This is a genomic window from Pediococcus inopinatus, from assembly GCF_002982135.1.
Lineage (GTDB): Bacteria > Bacillota > Bacilli > Lactobacillales > Lactobacillaceae > Pediococcus > Pediococcus inopinatus.
Map to the genome: position 1 here is coordinate 1 of NZ_CP019982.1, position 17,424 is coordinate 17,424.

16 protein-coding genes and 4 pseudogenes are annotated in these 17,424 nt (G+C 38.8%); 9 read left to right on the plus strand and 11 right to left on the minus strand.

From position 1 onward, the window contains the following. Position 1: 1 nt before the first annotated feature. Both PI20285_RS11920 and PI20285_RS10525 read right to left on the minus strand, forming a co-directional pair. Positions 2-244, minus strand: a pseudogene (locus PI20285_RS11920) (ISL3 family transposase); the annotation flags it as partial. A 507-nt stretch (positions 245-751) separates the two neighbouring features. Further along, entirely contained in the window at positions 752-1,639 is an 888-nt protein-coding gene (locus tag PI20285_RS10525; protein WP_057775579.1) for a LysR substrate-binding domain-containing protein, read from the minus strand. A 154-nt stretch (positions 1,640-1,793) separates the two neighbouring features. Between PI20285_RS10525 and PI20285_RS10530 the strand changes: the two genes are divergently transcribed. Then, positions 1,794-2,777: a YeiH family protein gene (locus PI20285_RS10530; protein ID WP_420892118.1), complete on the plus strand. Its 984-nt coding sequence runs from the start codon at positions 1,794-1,796 to the stop codon at positions 2,775-2,777. Between the two features lie 69 nt (positions 2,778-2,846). On the opposite strand, the pseudogene PI20285_RS10535 reads toward PI20285_RS10530, so the two are convergent. The 3 genes and pseudogenes from PI20285_RS10535 to PI20285_RS10545 form a co-directional block, all read right to left on the minus strand. After that, a pseudogene (locus PI20285_RS10535) lies at positions 2,847-3,302 on the minus strand (ISL3 family transposase); the annotation flags it as partial. 7 nt (positions 3,303-3,309) lie between these two features. Further along, a protein-coding gene (locus tag PI20285_RS10540) for an IS5 family transposase (RefSeq protein ID WP_105782271.1) occupies positions 3,310-4,097 on the minus strand; the annotation gives its coding sequence in 2 pieces (ribosomal slippage) (positions 3,310-3,839 and positions 3,839-4,097; 789 coding nt in all). Positions 4,098-4,223: 126 nt separating this feature from the next. Beyond that, on the minus strand, positions 4,224-4,475 hold the full coding sequence (locus PI20285_RS10545; RefSeq protein WP_225363919.1) for a hypothetical protein: 252 nt from the start codon (positions 4,473-4,475) through the stop codon (positions 4,224-4,226). Positions 4,476-4,665: 190 nt separating this feature from the next. Between PI20285_RS10545 and PI20285_RS10550 the strand changes: the two are divergent. Both PI20285_RS10550 and PI20285_RS10555 read left to right on the plus strand, forming a co-directional pair. Beyond that, positions 4,666-5,100, plus strand: a pseudogene (locus PI20285_RS10550) (IS6 family transposase); the annotation flags it as partial. 84 nt (positions 5,101-5,184) lie between these two features. Beyond that, positions 5,185-6,549 (plus strand): NAD(P)/FAD-dependent oxidoreductase, encoded by a 1,365-nt coding sequence (locus tag PI20285_RS10555; RefSeq protein WP_042749386.1) that lies wholly within the window; start codon positions 5,185-5,187, stop codon positions 6,547-6,549. A 230-nt stretch (positions 6,550-6,779) separates the two neighbouring features. On the opposite strand, the gene PI20285_RS10565 is transcribed toward PI20285_RS10555, so the two are convergent. From PI20285_RS10565 to PI20285_RS10575, 3 genes are all read right to left on the minus strand, one after another. Next, entirely contained in the window at positions 6,780-8,018 is a 1,239-nt protein-coding gene (locus tag PI20285_RS10565; RefSeq protein ID WP_105782272.1) for an ISL3-like element IS1165 family transposase, read from the minus strand. 286 nt (positions 8,019-8,304) lie between these two features. Further along, positions 8,305-8,520, minus strand: a complete 216-nt coding sequence (locus PI20285_RS10570; RefSeq protein WP_003649837.1) for a hypothetical protein — start codon at positions 8,518-8,520, stop codon at positions 8,305-8,307. 6 nt (positions 8,521-8,526) lie between these two features. Continuing rightward, positions 8,527-9,312, minus strand: a complete 786-nt coding sequence (locus tag PI20285_RS10575) for a ParA family protein (protein ID WP_017866972.1) — start codon at positions 9,310-9,312, stop codon at positions 8,527-8,529. 578 nt (positions 9,313-9,890) lie between these two features. On the opposite strand from PI20285_RS10575, the gene PI20285_RS10580 reads away from it, so the two are divergent. From PI20285_RS10580 to PI20285_RS10600, 4 genes are all read left to right on the plus strand, one after another. Next, positions 9,891-11,000, plus strand: a complete 1,110-nt coding sequence (locus PI20285_RS10580) for a replication initiator protein A (protein ID WP_057775414.1) — start codon at positions 9,891-9,893, stop codon at positions 10,998-11,000. A gap of 403 nt (positions 11,001-11,403) precedes the next feature. Beyond that, a complete protein-coding gene (locus PI20285_RS10590; RefSeq protein ID WP_010014831.1) occupies positions 11,404-11,685 on the plus strand; it encodes a type II toxin-antitoxin system RelB/DinJ family antitoxin in 282 nt (93 codons plus the stop codon). Between the two features lie 46 nt (positions 11,686-11,731). Further along, entirely contained in the window at positions 11,732-11,917 is a 186-nt protein-coding gene (locus PI20285_RS10595) for a hypothetical protein (RefSeq protein WP_056986640.1), read from the plus strand. Further along, positions 11,914-12,594: an ATPase gene (locus PI20285_RS10600; RefSeq protein WP_010012556.1), complete on the plus strand. Its 681-nt coding sequence runs from the start codon at positions 11,914-11,916 to the stop codon at positions 12,592-12,594. The genes PI20285_RS10595 and PI20285_RS10600 overlap by 4 nt, the downstream gene beginning before the upstream one ends. Here the strand turns inward: PI20285_RS10600 and PI20285_RS10605 are convergent. Together PI20285_RS10605 and PI20285_RS10610 are read right to left on the minus strand one after the other, a co-directional pair. Continuing rightward, positions 12,584-12,862 carry a hypothetical protein gene (locus tag PI20285_RS10605; protein WP_057775416.1) on the minus strand — a complete coding sequence of 93 codons (279 nt, stop codon included), beginning with the start codon at positions 12,860-12,862 and terminating at the stop codon, positions 12,584-12,586. The two genes, PI20285_RS10600 and PI20285_RS10605, sit on opposite strands and share 11 nt — an antisense overlap. Before the next feature lie 22 nt (positions 12,863-12,884). Next, positions 12,885-13,112 (minus strand): hypothetical protein, encoded by a 228-nt coding sequence (locus PI20285_RS10610; RefSeq protein WP_082623336.1) that lies wholly within the window; start codon positions 13,110-13,112, stop codon positions 12,885-12,887. Positions 13,113-13,364: 252 nt separating this feature from the next. On the opposite strand from PI20285_RS10610, the gene mobQ reads away from it, so the two are divergent. Beyond that, a complete protein-coding gene (mobQ, locus tag PI20285_RS10615; protein ID WP_057775421.1) occupies positions 13,365-15,428 on the plus strand; it encodes a MobQ family relaxase in 2,064 nt (687 codons plus the stop codon). 192 nt (positions 15,429-15,620) lie between these two features. Here the strand turns inward: mobQ and PI20285_RS10620 are convergent, their stop codons facing one another. Further along, the gene (locus PI20285_RS10620) at positions 15,621-16,157 is read right to left on the minus strand and encodes a helix-turn-helix domain-containing protein (protein ID WP_057775638.1); all 537 of its coding nucleotides are present in this window, start codon (positions 16,155-16,157) and stop codon (positions 15,621-15,623) included. A gap of 54 nt (positions 16,158-16,211) precedes the next feature. Here PI20285_RS10620 and PI20285_RS10625 point away from each other — a divergent pair. Continuing rightward, positions 16,212-17,105, plus strand: a pseudogene (locus PI20285_RS10625) (IS3 family transposase); the annotation flags it as partial. Between the last annotated feature and the right edge of the window lie 319 nt (positions 17,106-17,424).

Genomic DNA, 17,424 nt, shown 5'->3' on the forward strand with positions numbered 1-17,424 from the left:
AGCGGCGCTTTAAGGCTAAGATGACGGTGTTGCTCAGAACCTTCGAGAATCTGATAGTGGTATTGCGCCAGCCGTAGTTAATAATCTTTTGATCATTGATAATCCCGCACTTGGGACAAGCCTTCGGCGTGTAATCCAAGTGGCCAGTTAAGCGAATAACCCCGTCTTCTCCAGTTTCACCGTCAGTAATTTTTAGGTTCTCGTCAGCTATTCCTAATAATAATTTTGTAGTATCATGACACATAGGGCATTTCCTTCTTTCTGAAAAATCTTCGTGGTGGTTGACTTGGATGAACGGACAGGAAATGTCCGCTTTTTTATTCTAGCCATAAATAAAAAATCTGTCATCAGTAATAGATGAAAATCTATTACCAACAACAGATATTGTAGAACCACATATTTGTAGGGGATTTGTAACTTCTAAGCAAAAACAGTTGAGGAATTATTAGTAGCATTGCAAAGCAACAGACATCGTAAGCTATTAGAAGACGGCTTGATAAGTTACAGGAGTGAAATAATGCTATGTCCGTGCTCTTTAAATGAATTTAGAAATATCTAAAGCGATGAGCGATTATGGAATAAAATTATTGGCGGAAGAAACCAAAAAATGCAAGAATTGATGTACTTGGCTAACATTAGATGTAAAAAATCAATATAGCTTCTTGAAAGTAGCTATAATTCTTAACGATGTTCGGGTTCTTTGGAAATCTTATTCTCTTTTTGTAGAGGTCTCGAAATCATAGCTGCTAGTTTATTGCAGCTGCTGTTTAAGTTCTGTAAACCATTTAAAATATTGTTGCGCAAAATAATTTTCTTTGGCATAAATAAAATATAGATCATGGGCAATTGTCCCGCGTTCAAGCGGTAGTTGTTTAATTGTCCCAGCTGCTAACTCTTTTTTGATTAATAAGCGATAAAGAAAGCTAATTCCTGATCCGGCACAGACCAATTGGCGAATTAAGGTTGGTTCAGAAATGGTAATTAACTGCTTAAAGTCATTTAAACTGATGTTTTCTTTTTGTGCCAAAGCAGTTAACAAGGTTCGTGATCCAGATCCGGGTTCGCGAATTAGCAGCGGGTAGGACGCTAATTCATTCCAACTAACAATTTTCTTTTTTGCTAAGGGATGAGTTGGGCTGCAAATGGGAATGAATTCTTCTTGGCTGAGGATATGGTATGAAAATTTAGCTTTATTAAAATTGCCTTCAATAATGCCAAAGTCCATTTTTCCAAGTTCGATTTGTTGTAAAATGTGTTGTGTATTTTCAGCTAAACAACTAATTTTTTGCAAATCATTTTTGAGTTGCAAAAATTCAATCAACTGACTACCAAAAACTTCACCTAATGAACGAGTGATTCCGAATTGAATCTCGTGTTTTTGGTGATCATCTTGTAAAATTTCCATTAACTGTGTTGTTTGCGAACGTATTCGGGTAAGAAAAACTGCTAATTCTTCGCCAGCAGGTGTAAGTTTCAGATAAGGCCGCTGATAATTAACTAATTTTATTTCTAATTGGTTTTCAAGCCGTTGAATTTGTTGGGTGACAGCTGGTTGAGAAATGAAAAGCTTAGCCGCTGTTTTAGTGTAAGAAAGGGTTTCACTTAAAATTAAAAAAGTTTGATATTCAGCAGTTATCATTGCAAGCTCCCATAAGTATTCATTATATTACTATAGCAAATAATAATTTTATTTTATGACTGATAGTTAGTATTATTAAAACATTACTTGGGAGGGAATGCTAGTGGAATTTTCAATAGTTTTAAAAACAAAGAGTTTTTGGTTAGCAACTGCGATGACACTGATTTGTGCTGTAATTGGTAGTTTGTTAGCACAATTGCCATATTTTTCGTTATTTGGAGCTTTAATTATTGCTTTGATTTTAGGGATGATATTTCAAACAGCAGGAACTTTAAAGAGTCAGGCTGGAATTGGAATTGGCTTTATTTCAAATAAATTTTTGCGTTTAGGAATTATTTTATTAGGATTTAAGCTAAATTTAATTCAATTGGCACAAGCGGGAATTAAAACGATTCTGTTAGCGGTGGTCGTGGTTAGTGGAACGATTTGTTTGACTTATTTTATAGAAAGAAAGTTTGGAGTCGAACCAGAATTAGCTATTCTGGCAGCCAGTGGAACTGGAATTTGTGGGGCAGCAGCAGTAATGGGAATTTCCCCGCAGATAAAAGTGCCGGCAAAACAAGCTGAACGTCAACGGGAGAATGAAGTTTTAGCCGTGGCAATTGTTGCAATTATGGGAACAATTTTTACTTTTATCGACCTAGGCTTAAAACCTTTGTTAGGGTTAAATGCCACTCAGTTTGGCGTTTTTGTCGGCGGATCATTGCATGAAATAGCTCATGCCGTTGCTGCTGGCAGTGCTGCTGGTTCAATCGGTTTAGACAATGCAATTATTACTAAGTTATCTCGTGTTTTAATGTTGGCCCCGGCAACGTTAGCCATTGGTTTCTGGTATCAAAAACACAGTCAAAAGACACAACCAGTTAGTGATAAAAAAGCTAAATTACCGATTCCTTGGTTTATGGGTGGCTTTATTTTAGCAAGTGTTTTAGGAACCTTTTTGCCATTTAGTACAGTAGCTTTAACAGCCTTGGTTAAAGTAGCTTATGTTTTTTTGGGGATGGCAATGGCAGCCTTAGGTATGAGTGTTAATTTTAGAGTTATTTTAAAAAGAGGGTTGCCGGCATTTGCTGCAGCTTTCATTTCATCAGTAATTTTGGCAATTGGAGTTTTAATTGCTAGCAAAATTTGGTTTTAAAAAAAGGCTCAGCAAGATTTTCTGGCTCTTCGTCAACTGTTGTTGGTGAATCCATATTTCGAGTTCTAATCACTTCGTGATTAGGGCTCTTTTTGTTTTGATTTTGAAAACGTATAGTACTCGAGTTCTAAACCTCCAGAAGCTGCGATAGCCAAAACTGGCTCGTTTGATCGCCTTGATTTTATTATTAGAACCTTCCAAAGGACCATTTGAATAGTGTGTGGTAAAGGTGTTACGAATCTCATCATGATGGCTTTCAAGTGTTTTAATCGTGTTCTTCATTTCTTCAGAATACGTTTTGTTATTCCAAAATGCCGCATTGTAGTTATGCCAATCTTGATGTTGGACAGCTGTCCGGACGCTGTTTAAGACTTGATAAGTTTGTTCTAGTTCTGAATCCAACGATAACAGCTGATGGACAACATCGGTGGCAGCCATCCAGTAAGGAAAATTAGTCCACTTTTTGAATTGTTCAAAGTTAAGCTGTTCAGTTGGTACTAACAACAGCTTCCAGTAGCGCTTAAGAAGCTGTCTAAAATCTCTTAAGTAATAGTGCTAAAAATGCTAAAACGACCATTTGCAGACTGGTGGTTAATTGACGCTCACAATTTTTCCAAAGTCGCCGACAATTCTCTAGCCAACTAAAAGATCGTTCGACTACCCAACGTTGGGGCATGACTTCGAATCGATGCAACTCATTGCGCTTCGCAACCTGCACGGTTGCGTTTAAATTACTGGCTACATCGAGCTGAAAATTAACGCCTGAATAACCACCATCAACTAAGACATTTTGAACCTGGCGTAAATGCATGGCATGTAAAGCGATCATTGCACTGGCCCCGTCTCGATCAGAGACGTTCGCTCGCGTCATGTGAATGGCCTGCGGAAAGCCATTGATATCAACTGCCAGATGGCGCTTAATCCCTGAGATTTTCTTACCAGCGTCGTAACCTTTGTTTTCAGCAGTAGCGGTGTTTTTGACGCTCTGAGCGTCAACGATAATAAAGGAAGTTAAAGCTGAACGTCCTTGGTAAGTTCGCCGAGCAATGACAATTTTTTTAAAACTTGTTCCAATAAAGAATCAGCCGTAGGCTCAGCTTTAGTTGACCAAATTTTGTAATAGTTGTAAACTGACCGCCATTCTGGGAAATCACCGGGGACTTGACGCCATTGGCAACCGATTTTCAAGACATATAGGACCGCACAGAAGACCTCGTAGAGGTCATATTTTCGAGGCTTAGTTCGCTTACGAAAATTTTCTAAAGCTGGTCGAATTAATTCAAATTGTTGCCGAGTAATATTGCTGGGATAATTTTTCATAGCTTAAACTCGCTTTTTACATAGAAGTATATCAAAAACCATAGATCTTGGACAGCTTCTTAAACCCAAAGTGGAATATATGCCCGAGGAGTGACAAGAGATCTGGTATGACAAACGTTGCAATGGCTACCAATGCAGCTGTGTGAAACACGAAAAAGATTGCATATGCTCCCAAAGCAACGAGAATAACGGCCAATACCGTTTCCCCTGTGCAATAGATTGCGGTCCGAAAAGCCATTTACAAAAATCAGCAAGCGGATGTTGGAAGAACCAAACAAACGGTGATAATACGATTGAAATAAGCTGATCCAGCGCGACTAGGACTTGATCTATAAATTGATCAAGCTGCCAATTCATCATTTTAAATGTCTCACTCATGTCCTTACCTCTATTCTCATTTTTCACGCACTTCACGTTTCCCATCGGGTCACCTATATGTTACTAATGTTTGTTGAACTTACAGGTGGTAACAATAGGGTACATCATTAGTTTTACTGGTTCTGGTGCAAATTTTCCTTGCTGACTTGATTTTAGTATACTGGGTGCCAAGAAACGAGGGATTGCGCGCATGAATCACTTTAAGGGACGCCACTTTCAAAAGGACATCATCTTAGTAGCCGTTGGCTACTATTTCAGATTCAGTTTCAGCTATCGTGACATCGTTGAATTGCTTCGGGATCGGGGTATCACTGTTCATCACACCACGGTCATGCGTTGGGTTCATCACTATGGCCCCATCTTTAAGGCTCTATGGCGTCGGCATCAAACAGCTCACGCTAAAAGTTGGCGAATCGATGAGACCTATATTCGAGTTAAAGGCCGTTGGGCCTATTTGTATCGCGCTATTGACAGTAACGGTTTGACCATGGATTTTGAGTTACGAAAACACCGCGATTATACCGCATCCTATCACTTTTTGAAGCGTCTCTTGACGACCAATGGTCGGCCTGATCGATTAGTCACTGATCAATATCGGGCAACACTGAAAGCAGTGAAGCAAATTTATTGAGCAAAATATGATAGACATTAAGTAATAAGTGTTACCCTTGAAAATGTAATGAAGAAACTATTGTGTTAGGAGGATTTTATGGATAAACGTAAAATTGTAATTGTTGGTGCTTCACATGGTGGTCATGAATCAGCAATTGAGCTGTTGGATAAATATAATGATGTAGATGTAACTGTTTATGAAGCTGGCGACTTTATTTCATTTATGTCCTGTGGTATGCAATTATACTTAGAAAATAAAGTTACGGCTGAAGATGACGTCAGAAACTTTGCTCCTGAAGATGTTGAAAAGAAGGGCGGTCATGTTTATGCCAACCATGAAGTAACCGCGATTCATCCTGAACATAAGACAGTAACAGTTAAGGATTTAACCAATAATTCTGAAGAAGAAGTTCAATATGATAAGTTAATTCTTTCATCAGGTGTAACGCCAAAGGTTTTACCAGTACCTGGCAATGATCTTAAGAATATCTATTTAATGCGTGGACGTGATTGGGCTTCTAAGTTAATGAGTGCTGTTAACAATCCAGCAATTAAGAATGTTGCTATTGTTGGTGCTGGTTATATTGGTACTGAAGCTAGTGAAGTATTTGCTAAAGCTGGCAAGCATGTAACTTTAATGGACATGATTGATCGTCCATTAGGAACTTACTTGAACCCTGAATTGCTTGATGTTTTGGAACCTACCTTTAAGAAGAATATGGACTTGAAGATGGGCGTTAAAATTGAAGGCTTCAACGGTAATGAAAAAGTTGAAAGCGTCAAGACCGATCAAGGCGATATACCAGCTGACTTGGTTGTTGTTTCAGCAGGGGTAACTCCTAATACTGATTGGATAAAGGGCACAGTTGATTTAGATCAAAGAGGCTGGATTAAGACTGATCCATACTTGAGAACGAATGTTAAAGACGTTTACGCTATTGGAGATGCAATTTTGCCACTTTCTATTCCAGCAGGTAAGCCAATGCCAATTGCTTTAGCTACTACTGCTAGAAGAGAAGCACAATATGTGGTTGATCATATCTTTGAAGATAAGCCAGATCGCGCTTTCAAGGGTGTTATCGGTGCTTCAGCTCTTAGCGTCTTTGACTATCACTTCGCTACTGCGGGATTAAATAAGTTTTCAGCTGCTAAGAATAAGCTTGATTATCAAACTAGCTTCTATGAAGATCATATGCGTCCAGCTTATGTCCCAGAAGCAGATAATCCTAAGGTATATGTCAGCTTAACCTTTAATCCATATACTCACCAAATCTTAGGCGGTGCTGTCCTTTCTAAGTATGATATTACTGCTCAAGGCAATGTTTTAGCTTTGGCAATTAGTCATAAGATGCGCTTGGAAGACTTGGCTGAACAAGACTTCTTCTTCCAACCAGGATTTGACCGTCAATGGAGTTTGCTTAACCTAGCTGCTCAACATGCATTAGGTATGGCAAGATTCTAATTTAATCGTTAATAAAAATAAATTATAAAGATAAAAACTAGTCATGTTTTTAACGGCTCTTTGTCAAATGGTGTTGAAGGATAGTTTCTATCCTTTGGAGATCTCCTCGTGTGGGAGATCTTTTTTGTTTTTTTATTAGTTGCGGCGTTTAATCTGGTGTGTCGTCTGAATATCGTACTTGAAGGCATAACAAATAAGCCTACCATCGTGACGTTATTGTGGTAGATAATCTAGGCAATCAGCTGGTAGACGCGTGTGAACATATTGGCCTGATTGGAGAAGCCATAACAAGCACGTTTGAGCTCCTTGATCTTACGGTTGATGCCTTCTATCGGTCCGTTAGAGTAGGACGATTTGGCGGCATTAATTACTCCATTAAGATTCTTTCGTAGGGTATGCATGGCCGTATCTAGGGGCGTGCCGTTAGGCTGATAGTTAGTGATGATATTCTTGAGTTCATCAGCGTGACGCCCCATCAAAGCATCGTGGAGATCGATGTAGGTTTCATAAGCTGTTTTGAAGGCCGGAAACGTATCGGTTCCAATATCAATAGCGTTCTGTTCGGTCGAGTACTCATTCAGGCCGAAGAGGTAGCGGCTCTTTTGTGCGTCAGGGGTGGCCTTGTGGAATAGGCGCCATAGTGATTTCAGTACTTTATATTCCCGCGAATGCTTGTCGAGTTGCTTTAAACATTGAGTGCGAATGGTATCCATCGTCCGGCCCATTAATTGAATAATGTGGAACCGATCAATAATGAGTTCGGCGTTAGGGAATAGTTCGTGCACGAATGCCTGATAGGAGGCGTTCATGTCCATGATGACGCGTTGAACCGCGGCCCGTTCTGCGGTGCTGTACTGACTAAGAAAGAACTGTTTGATGGTTCTATTAAGGCGGTCGCTAAGTACTTTAACTGATTTGTGAGTGTCGGCGTCAATGCAAATAAACGACATGGAGCCGTGCGTGGAACGGAATTCATCAAAGCATAGATTAATCGGTAACCGGCGGCTCGCGTGTGGATGAATATTAGCCGTCAAAATACGCTGAACTGAGTTTGTCGAAATACCGGTGAGACTGGCGATAGTCTTAGCCGGGAGTGATTTACTGGCTAGCTTCAGCACATGAGTCGCTAGTCCGTGACCGATGGCGTGGTTGGTTGATACCACTGGAGTGGTGGCCGTACAAGTGCTATGGCAGTTACTACAACGCCAGCGTTGCTTGTTTAGCTCTAGAATTACGGGCCGGTCCATGGGTCCTGAAATGTGGACATGAGTGAGCTTGTGTCCGTTAGGGTGCAACGTATTGTATCCACAGCTGGGACAGCGCCTGAGTGTGTAGGTAAGCTCTGCCTGGATGACCAAATACTTTTTGTGACCCGAGCCCCGACCATTAAATTCCTCACGAGTACCGAACACCTGAATGTTTGTGTCTGTAATTCCCAGTAATTTAAGTGTATTATCTAGTTGAGACATCTATTCCTACCCCGCTTATCTTGAGTTTCGTCGCTTAAAGCATAGCACTAGGGAGGCTTAGATGCTTTTTTTGTTATCAAAAAGGGCCTAGTACTTTTGGAATGGAAATACTTTCCAACACCAAAAATTCTAGACCCCTAAATTTGCGATCTACCACGTATGTTTAAATCAAATTTATTTTAAATATACCTTGTACAGTGAAGTTTACTGATTGTGTGATTTATGATAAAAGATTAATCTTTTATCATAAATCACACAATCAGTAATACATAAGTTAAGCTCAATCTTATTTACGTTTGGCAAGGCCTTCACGAATAATTTTTTCTAAGACATCAACAATTTTTTCGTCATTCTCAAAAGCGATGCGTTTAACTTCTTTATATGTGCTCATGCGAAGTTGAACGGTTTTAGTTCTTTCTGTTTCGAATTGGTATGGACTTTTTAGATTTTTAAGTTGTTCAGATGCCTTTTTACTAACTTTGTTTAAAAAATCTTCTGCCATGATAAATTACTCCTCTAACTGTTGAATTCTAAGTATTTGTTCATTAAGAACCATTTGGTACATTTGGATTGCTCTTTTATCCCAATGGTCTTTATTCCGTATTCCTTCATTAGCAAACGTTTTAACCCGTTCTTGAGTTCTAATTGAGTTTGAAAAGACCCCTTCGCCAAAAAAGTCTTTTGCTTGTGCAGAAATTTCAGTATCAACTTTTGCACGTGGCTTCATTAAGTACAATATGGCACCAACTAACTGAAAACTTCCATTGTATTGTTCACGTAGTTCACCTAAATGCGTAGCTGTTTTTAAAGAACTTGTATATGACTGCTTTTGAGTTTGTAAGACAATTGAGATGAAATCTGAAGCCATGATTGCGTTATTAGTAAAGACATTTATTGTTGGTGGTACGTCAATAAAAATATAATCGTAATTTTGTTTTAACTTTGAAAGCATTTGTGGTAATAGAATATTACGTTTAACCCGACTAACTTTTTCTACAGCACCAATCCATAAAGACAATGTCCAATCTGTAGGAATCATATCAATTTGGTTTGTAACAGACACAATAGATTTAGACAAATTCCCTCCAAGAAGGCCCTCATATAATGAAAGTTCCGGCTTTAAATCGGCTTTATAAGTCTCCTTCATAATTTCAGTTGCATTTCCCTGGGGATCGAAATCTATAAGTAGTACTTTTTTCCCCTCTTGACCCAATAAATAGGTTTCCATTACAGTCAAGGTGGTCTTACCAACGCCACCTTTAAAGTTGAAGTTTAATAGTGTTTTCCCATTCATAGTAGCACCTACCTTTACATAAACATTTTACCATGATTTATGATTAATCACAAATTTTATATGATTTATGATTAATCATAAATCATATCCATAAAACTATTTACTTAACCTTTGCAGAATGATATGCTTTTTTCATAAACAAAAAATCCCAATCCACTCGGGATTGGGATTTTTGCAGTATTGACAAGTAGCTATCTTGCAACTACCTAGTCCAAGCAATTTTCACCGCCAAGTTAAAATTGCTTGAAAAAATTGTAATCTTGTTTACGTGCTAATTATACCGCAAGCAAACCTTAAGGGCAAGCAAAGGTAAACTAATTAAAACGAAGATAAGACCAATGGACTAAGTAGCTTGTAATAACTACTTAGTCCATTTTTAGTTCTTAAAAATTAAAAAAGTTGCCGACTGGGCAACTCACAAACAGACACATGCTGGTGAAACTACAAAGCCGATCACGACCAATGTTCGCTTTGTAATTCAGTTAGAGCATATCAGATTTGTATTTTAAAGCAAATCAAATGTTTTAGCAACTCTCTTTTGAGACAGCGTGTGTCAGTCAAGAAAGGGAGTTTTTATTATGACAAAATCAACAGATTTCAATTACTATGACGCCAATAGCGTATATGGATCCTTGTTTTTCCAGTTCCCTAAGGTATTAATGTATGGCGAGCAATACAAACATTTAAGTGATGCCGCTAAGCTAGCTTACATGGTACTAAAAGACCGGCTAGAGTATTCTTTACGCAATCACTGGATTGATGAGGAAGGGCACGTCTACTTTATTTTTACCAATCAAGAACTTAAAGATTTATTCGACTGCTCAAATGATAAGTTAGCAGCCGTGAAAAAAGACTTGGAACGTGCAGGACTACTTTATCAAAAAGCCATGCATTTCAATCCCAAAACTGGCAAAAACGAACCCAATCGACTTTACCTGGCCGAACTAGATATGCAGTCAACTGACGTCTATTTACGCGGTGAATATGCTCAAAAAGAGCCGCAAACCCTTGCTACGAGCGAAAATCCGAAAATTGGACGTTCGCGGGAGACCGTTGGAACCCTTGCTACGAGCGAAAATCCGAAAATCGGACATTCGCGAAAGTTCGTTGACAACACTCCGCAAACCCTTGCTACGAGCGAAAATCCGAAAATCGGACACGATCTAGATAAAGAACTTAAAGAAAGAGATACTAATAGATACAATATAGATACTCAAAAGTTGGACTTTTCCACAGCCCATTTTTCACCAGCAGAAATTCAAAAGCAAAACCAGGATTTGGTGAACCATGCTAATGACTTCTTAACTGATGAAGACAGTGGCTTACCGGTTTTCTTAGAACCCGAAGCTGTGCAACTACTTAGTTTTTGGTGCCGTACCCCGCAACAAATGCGGCGCTTCATTGGCATTATCTTAAATGCTAAGTACCGAGTTGAGAAAGATCACAAAGATATTGGTGTCATAATCCTACTTGGTGATGAGGAACTGAGACCTTTAATGACTAAAGCCTTAAGACGCTACTTTAACGCCCTAAGAAGCAATGAAAAGCATATCAAGAACGTGGAAAACTACTTGTACGGCACCATGCAAAACCTATTTGGCGTTTGGTGGAATAAACAAGCGGCTAGAGAATATGCGGCCAAACACCCCGAAGAACAGAACACTGACAATGAGCGTTCTTGGAATTAAACGCCATATAAGCTCATTTAAGCCGTTTTAAGTGTTACATGCATAATTATATTAAAATCGCTTTAAAATCGCTTAGAAGCAAAAATAGACACCTTGAGTGGCTGAATTGGCGCTTGGTGGAATAAACAAGCGGCTAGAGAATATGCGGCCAAACACCCTAACGATGAGCGTGCTTAAAACTAAAAAGCTATATAAGGCCATTTAAGCTGTTTTAAACAGATAGAGCATAATTATATTAAACGAGTTTTAAAATGCGCTTACGGGCACTTTAGGAACGTTGTATAAGTGCCATTGCGGAAAGGACAGCAAACTTAAATTCACAACTTTTAAAGAAGCAGGCTAATTGAGATGGTACTCAAAGATTAGTATAATGTGAGTAGTAATAAAGGTGGGCGAGAAAATCATGGCAGTTAAGGAAAAGAAACGCGTACAAGTCCAGATTGACAAAGAATTGGCAGATAATACCGAAGCCGTTTTAAGCCAGTTAGGTCTAAACCCAACTACCGCGATCAATATGTTTTATAAGCGGATCGTAGCTGACGCAGCATTACCGTTTAAACCAGCCCTGAGCGAAGCCGAAAGAGCTAATTTAAGCCTTTTAAAGGCTACTAAAGAGACACCAGTAACAGAGTTCAAAGACGCTAAAGAAGTCGCTGATTGGCTCAATGATCCAGATGAGGACTAATGGCTTATCAGATTAAATAAATTAATAACTGGGAAGTGTGATGAACATGAAAGATACAATCACAATTAATGACTTTTTTGAAATTGCCAAAGAAACTGATTTAAAAGATTTACTTGATAAGTCATTACATGAGCCAGATCCAGAAAAGCGCAAAGTATATGACGCTTTATATACCTACTTTTTAGATAAAAGGCAAGATGAGGTTATTAAGCGAAGGGACTTTGTCCGTTGATAGATAAACCCCAATATATAATTGTTGCTGGTATTAACGGAGCAGGAAAAAGTACGCTATACGATACATTTCCCATCTTGTTTGACAAAACAAAACGGATTAACGCTGATGAACTTTTAAGACAAATGGGTGGCGATTGGCATAAAGATAGTGACAACTTAAAAGCCATGAAAGAAGAAATCAAACAACTACACTATGCTTTAGATCACCAGCAAAGTATTCACGTAGAAACAACACTGGCAGGTAGAGGCAAAGCTCAACTCAATTTGATTGACAAAGCTCACAAAAATGGGTTTGAAGTGACTTTATTATATGTTGCTTTGCGAGATGAAAATTTAGCTATCCAAAGGGTCAACGAACGGGTACAAAAAGGTGGCCACGGTGTTCCAGTAGCAACGATCAAGAAACGTTATCAGCAATCCAAACATAATTTGCCATTAGTGGCCTTTAAATCTGATAAGGTCATGATCTATGATAATAGCGAAAAGTTTACCTCTGTTTATGCAAGAGAGAAGGGACAAGTTTTTAAGAACGATTTGAGGCATTTTCCTTGGATAAACCAAAATATTACTTATCCAGAAAAGGTGCAAAAGCAGTTACAAAATTTTGCAGATCAAAACCCAGAAGTAAAGCCTAAAAATGATCCAGAAAATAAAAACGATCGGCCTAGTTATTAGGTTGATCGTTTTTTAATTTATCCGGTTTATGGGCGTTAACATAGTCAGCAAATATTTTTAAAAGTTCTTCGGTTTGTTCGACCGAGAGGTTATCAGCTTGAAAGTATTTTTCGAGCAAAGCCCCTTTTTGAATTAATCGGCGAGAACGGGATTTGCGGGCTTGCCGATTTTCATAGTATTTAGATTGCCGTAATTTAAAATCTTCCCGCTCAATTTTTTGTTTTAAACGCGCTTGCTGCTCGACTAGTTTTTCATATTGATTAGACATGGAATTTCCCCATCTCGTATGGCTAATGATCTACGGGCTTTACCTTTAAAAATTCAGAAAATTGATTGGCTAAAAGCTTAATCTGATCGTTAGACAAATTAGCATAATCTAAATTGGCTTGACTGATGATTTGTTTACCTAGCCGTTGTTCAATCTTATTTTTTTCGTCCTTAATTTTTTGATTAAGGGCTTTTAATTTAGCTTCTTGTTTTTCTAAGTTACTTTGAGACATAACGATCCCTCCAATCATATTAGAAATAATCACCGAAACTATATCATATAGGAAACGTTAAGTCAAAGTATAAAATTTGAAATAGCGAAGCGGAAGGCATACACTAAATTAAAGTTAAGAGAATCAGAAGACCGAGTGAAACGAGGTCAATGCGCACTTACACACAACAACTAAAGTTGGTTGTGTTATTGTGCTAAACACTTGTATTAGAAGTCGCCGTTGGCGACAACAAAATCAAACCCATAAACCCAAAGAAAGGTGGTGACCGACATGGCAATTTTTCACATGAGCTTTAGTAATATTAGTGCTGGAAAAGGAAGAAGTGCAATTGCTGGAGCAAGTTATCGAAGTGGCGAAAAATTATTCGATCAAAAAGAAGGTCGAAGTTATTTTTATGCCCGATCGGTTATGCCAGAAAGCTTTATTTTGACACCAAAGAATGCGCCAGAATGGGCGAGTGATAGAGAGAAATTGTGGAACGAAGTAGAAAGAAAAGACCGTCGAGCAAACTCACGGTACGCTAAAGAGTTTAACGTGGCTCTACCAGTTGAATTAAGTGAAGATGAACAGAAGGAATTATTGAAAAAATATGTACAAGAAAATTTTGTTGATGAAGGTATGGTTGCCGATGTGGCAATTCATAGAGATCACCCAGATAATCCGCACGCTCATGTGATGTTAACTAACCGTCCATTTAACCCAGACGGAACGTGGGGATTGAAAAGTAAACGAGAAAACATATTAGACGAAAATGGGAACAAGACTTATACAGGAAATAGTCGTTTCCCAAGATCAAGAAAGGTGTGGTTAGTTGATTGGGATAAAAAAGAAAAAATCAATCAATGGCGGCACAATTGGGCGGTTAGTGTAAATCAAGTTTTAGAGCAAAAAAATATTCCCGATCGGATCAGCGAAAAATCATTTATCGAGGAGGGAATAGATGATACACCAACTCAACATGAGGGAATCAATAGTAAGCGGCATGAAAGAAAAGAATTTAACCAACAAGTTAAGAACTATCGCAAGGCCAAAGCCAGTTATAAAAACAACCAAGAAAAAGTAATCAATAGAGGTCATTTAGATAGCCTAAGTAAACACTTCTCGTTTAATGAAAAACGGATAGTTAAAGAGTTAAGCCATGAACTGAAAACTTATATCAGTTTGGAGAACTTAGATGATAAGCGGCGCATGCTATTTAATTGGAAAAACAGCACCTTAATTAAACACGCTGTTGGTGAAGATGTCACTAAGCAATTATTGACGATTAACCAACAAGAAAGTTCACTAAAAAAAGCAGATGAACTCTTAAATAAAGTAGTTGATCGCACGACTAAAAAACTTTATCCAGAGCTTTATTTTGAACAGACAATCGCGGCTGAACGACGGGAATTGATTAAAGAAACTAATAGTGAACAAACGATTTTCAAAGGCAGTGAATTAAACGAACGTTTAATGAATATCCGTGATGATTTATTGGTCCGACAATTATTGACCTTTACCAAGCGGCCATATACCAGCTGGCAGTTATTAATGCAACAAGAAAAGGAAGTCAAAATCGAGCTTAAATATACGCTGATGATTCATGATGATAGCTTAGAAAGTCTAGAACACGTTGATCAAGGTCTACTAGAAAAGTATTCACCAACCGAGCAGCAAAAGATTACTCGCGCAGTCAAAGATTTGCGAACAATCATGACTGTTAAGCAAGTTATTCAAACCCAATACCAGGAAGTTTTAAGAAGAGCCTTTCCTAACGGCAATTTTAATGAATTACCAATGATTAAACAGGAACAAGCCTATACAGCCGTGATGTACTATGATCCTGTTTTAAAGCCATGTCAGGCTGAAACAATTGAACAGTGGCAAGCAAATCCACCACAGGTGTTCAGTCCCCAAGAACATCAACAAGGACTAGCTTATTTATCGGGACAGCTTAGCTTAGATCAGTTAGAAAATCATCACTTACAACGGGTTTTAAAGCATGATGGCACTAAACAACTCTTTTTTGGCGAATGCAAAGCCGATCCGACGATTAAGAACAGTCAGATCGAGAAAATCCAAAAGCAGTTAAAAGGGCAACAAGCCAAGGATGACCAGTACAGAAAAGCAAATATGGGGCATTATCAACCGCTAAATTATAAGCCAGTTAGTCCAGACTATTACTTAAAGACGGCCTTTAGTGACGCGATTATGACTGTTCTATATGCCCGTGATGAAGATTACGAACGGCAAAAACAGGCGCAAGGTTTAAAGGAGACTGAGTGGGAAATGACGAAAAAGCAGCGGCAACATCAAACCCGGAACCGGCATGAAGATTGGGGCATGCACTTGTAATTCGACGGTACCCGTACTTCTTTGTGTATTTTAAATCTTGTTGTCGAATTTCATCAATTGCTTGAATAACTTGATCGTCATTGAATTTTCGACCTTCATGATTTCGAGTGTAGTAATACGTGCTACGCGGTATTTTAATTACTTTGAGAATCAATTTAATTGATACTTGGAATATTTGCCTCAACTCAGTCGCTATTTTCGAGATTTCCTTTGTGCTGATTTTTTCCGAGCTAAGGCTTCTAATTTTTTTAAGTATTCATTCTCAATCTTCAACATTTGATTCTCTTTTTGGAGTTGCTTTAAAGTATCTTTTGTTGTTGAGTTGTCCCTTTGGACAACTGGTTTAGCGTTCTCATTCTTGTGTTTTGCCATATTTTTCGAGTTGCCTCGCTTTCGCTCAAGCCCTTTAATTCCTAATGTCTCAAATCGCTTTTCCCATTGCCAAATTGTACTTGGCGAGGATAAATTAAAGTGTAAGGCGGTTACTGGAAGTGAGGCCTGGTTTTGTTTCCTCCAGTTTAATACATCAACTTTAAACTGACTAGTGTATTCTAAGTCCATGGCTTTTGGCTGAAGTCCTTTAATACCAAATCTTTCAAATCGCTGAATCCAAATTGAAACGGTAGCCTTGCTGCCAATCCCATACTTTCTCGCTAGTGAATAAGCTGCCTGACCACTTAAATACTCGGTGACAATCTTAACTTTAAAATCGAAATTAAATTTACTCATAAATGAAACCCCCAAAATTGGATTTTTCTGTCCAACCTTGGGGGTTCACTTTAGTCTCCAGAAGTAACCCCCAGCGATAAGTATGCTTTTATGTTGAGGGAAACCTCTGTTTCTGTGGTAAGGTGGGCGCGTTTGTTAGACGTATCAACGATTGGTTATTATGCTTGGCGGAGAGCTTTGCCAAAGCGAAACGCCAAAGAAAGGCAATATCGTCAACGAATCAAACACTTTTTTGATCAAGGACAGGGCACTTACGGGCCCAAACGCATCTGCGGTTTATTGCGTAAAAATGGTAATAAAGCTTCCTATCACCGAGTTGCCCGTCTGATGGCTGATGCCGGTCTGTATTCAACGCTACGTTGTCGTCATCCGAAGAGTTTGACCGATAGCCGCCTTGCTCGTCAAGGTGATTATCCCAATCTAGTGAAACACCAATCTTTTAAGCCGTTTGAAGCCTTATCAAGTGACATTACACAGACGACAACATCAGAAGGAAAAGCTTACATTTGCCAAATAAGGGATTTGACCAGCAACCTAGTGTTAGCTCATCAAATATCCAATCATATGGACACGGATTTAGTCTTAGCGACACTTAAACAAGCCCACCAAAGGTGGGCTTTGCCAGAAACGTGTATTTTTCATAGTGACCGTGGTAGCCAATACACGGCCAAAGCAGTGACAAAGTTGGTCAACTAATATCATTGGCAACGTAGCTTCTCAGCATTGGGAAAACCGGGTGATAACGCTTGGAGCGAAAGCTTCTTTGCCATCATGAAGAAAGAGCTCATTTATCAGATACAATTTAAAGATATCAATGATCTGAGAGCGCAAGTCTTCGCTTACATCGAGACCTTTTACAACCGCGTAAGGGTACAAGCACGCTTAGACTATCTTGCACCAGTAACATGGCTTTCCTTGTATGACCAAGCTTCACAAAAAGTCGCTTAGCAAACTGTCCGAAAAAGTGTTGACTTCCCATTTGCTTTTTATCACCTTTAGATCATAAACCTTTGTAAGATCAACCCAGGTGTCGTTGATTGGCTGGATATAAGTAATATCCGTTGGGACGGTGAATTAGATGTATTTAATTAACGAACTAAGTACTAATAATGTTGTCCGTGTTAAAGAGATTCATTAGCTATTTGGTGCGTTGGCCGATAGTGCTTCAGTGTCCTATTCATGGGGTTAGACCACTGACGTCACGAACATCACTATTGTTACGACAACTGTCCATATTCTTCTTGGGTTTTAGCGGGCTGATATGCGA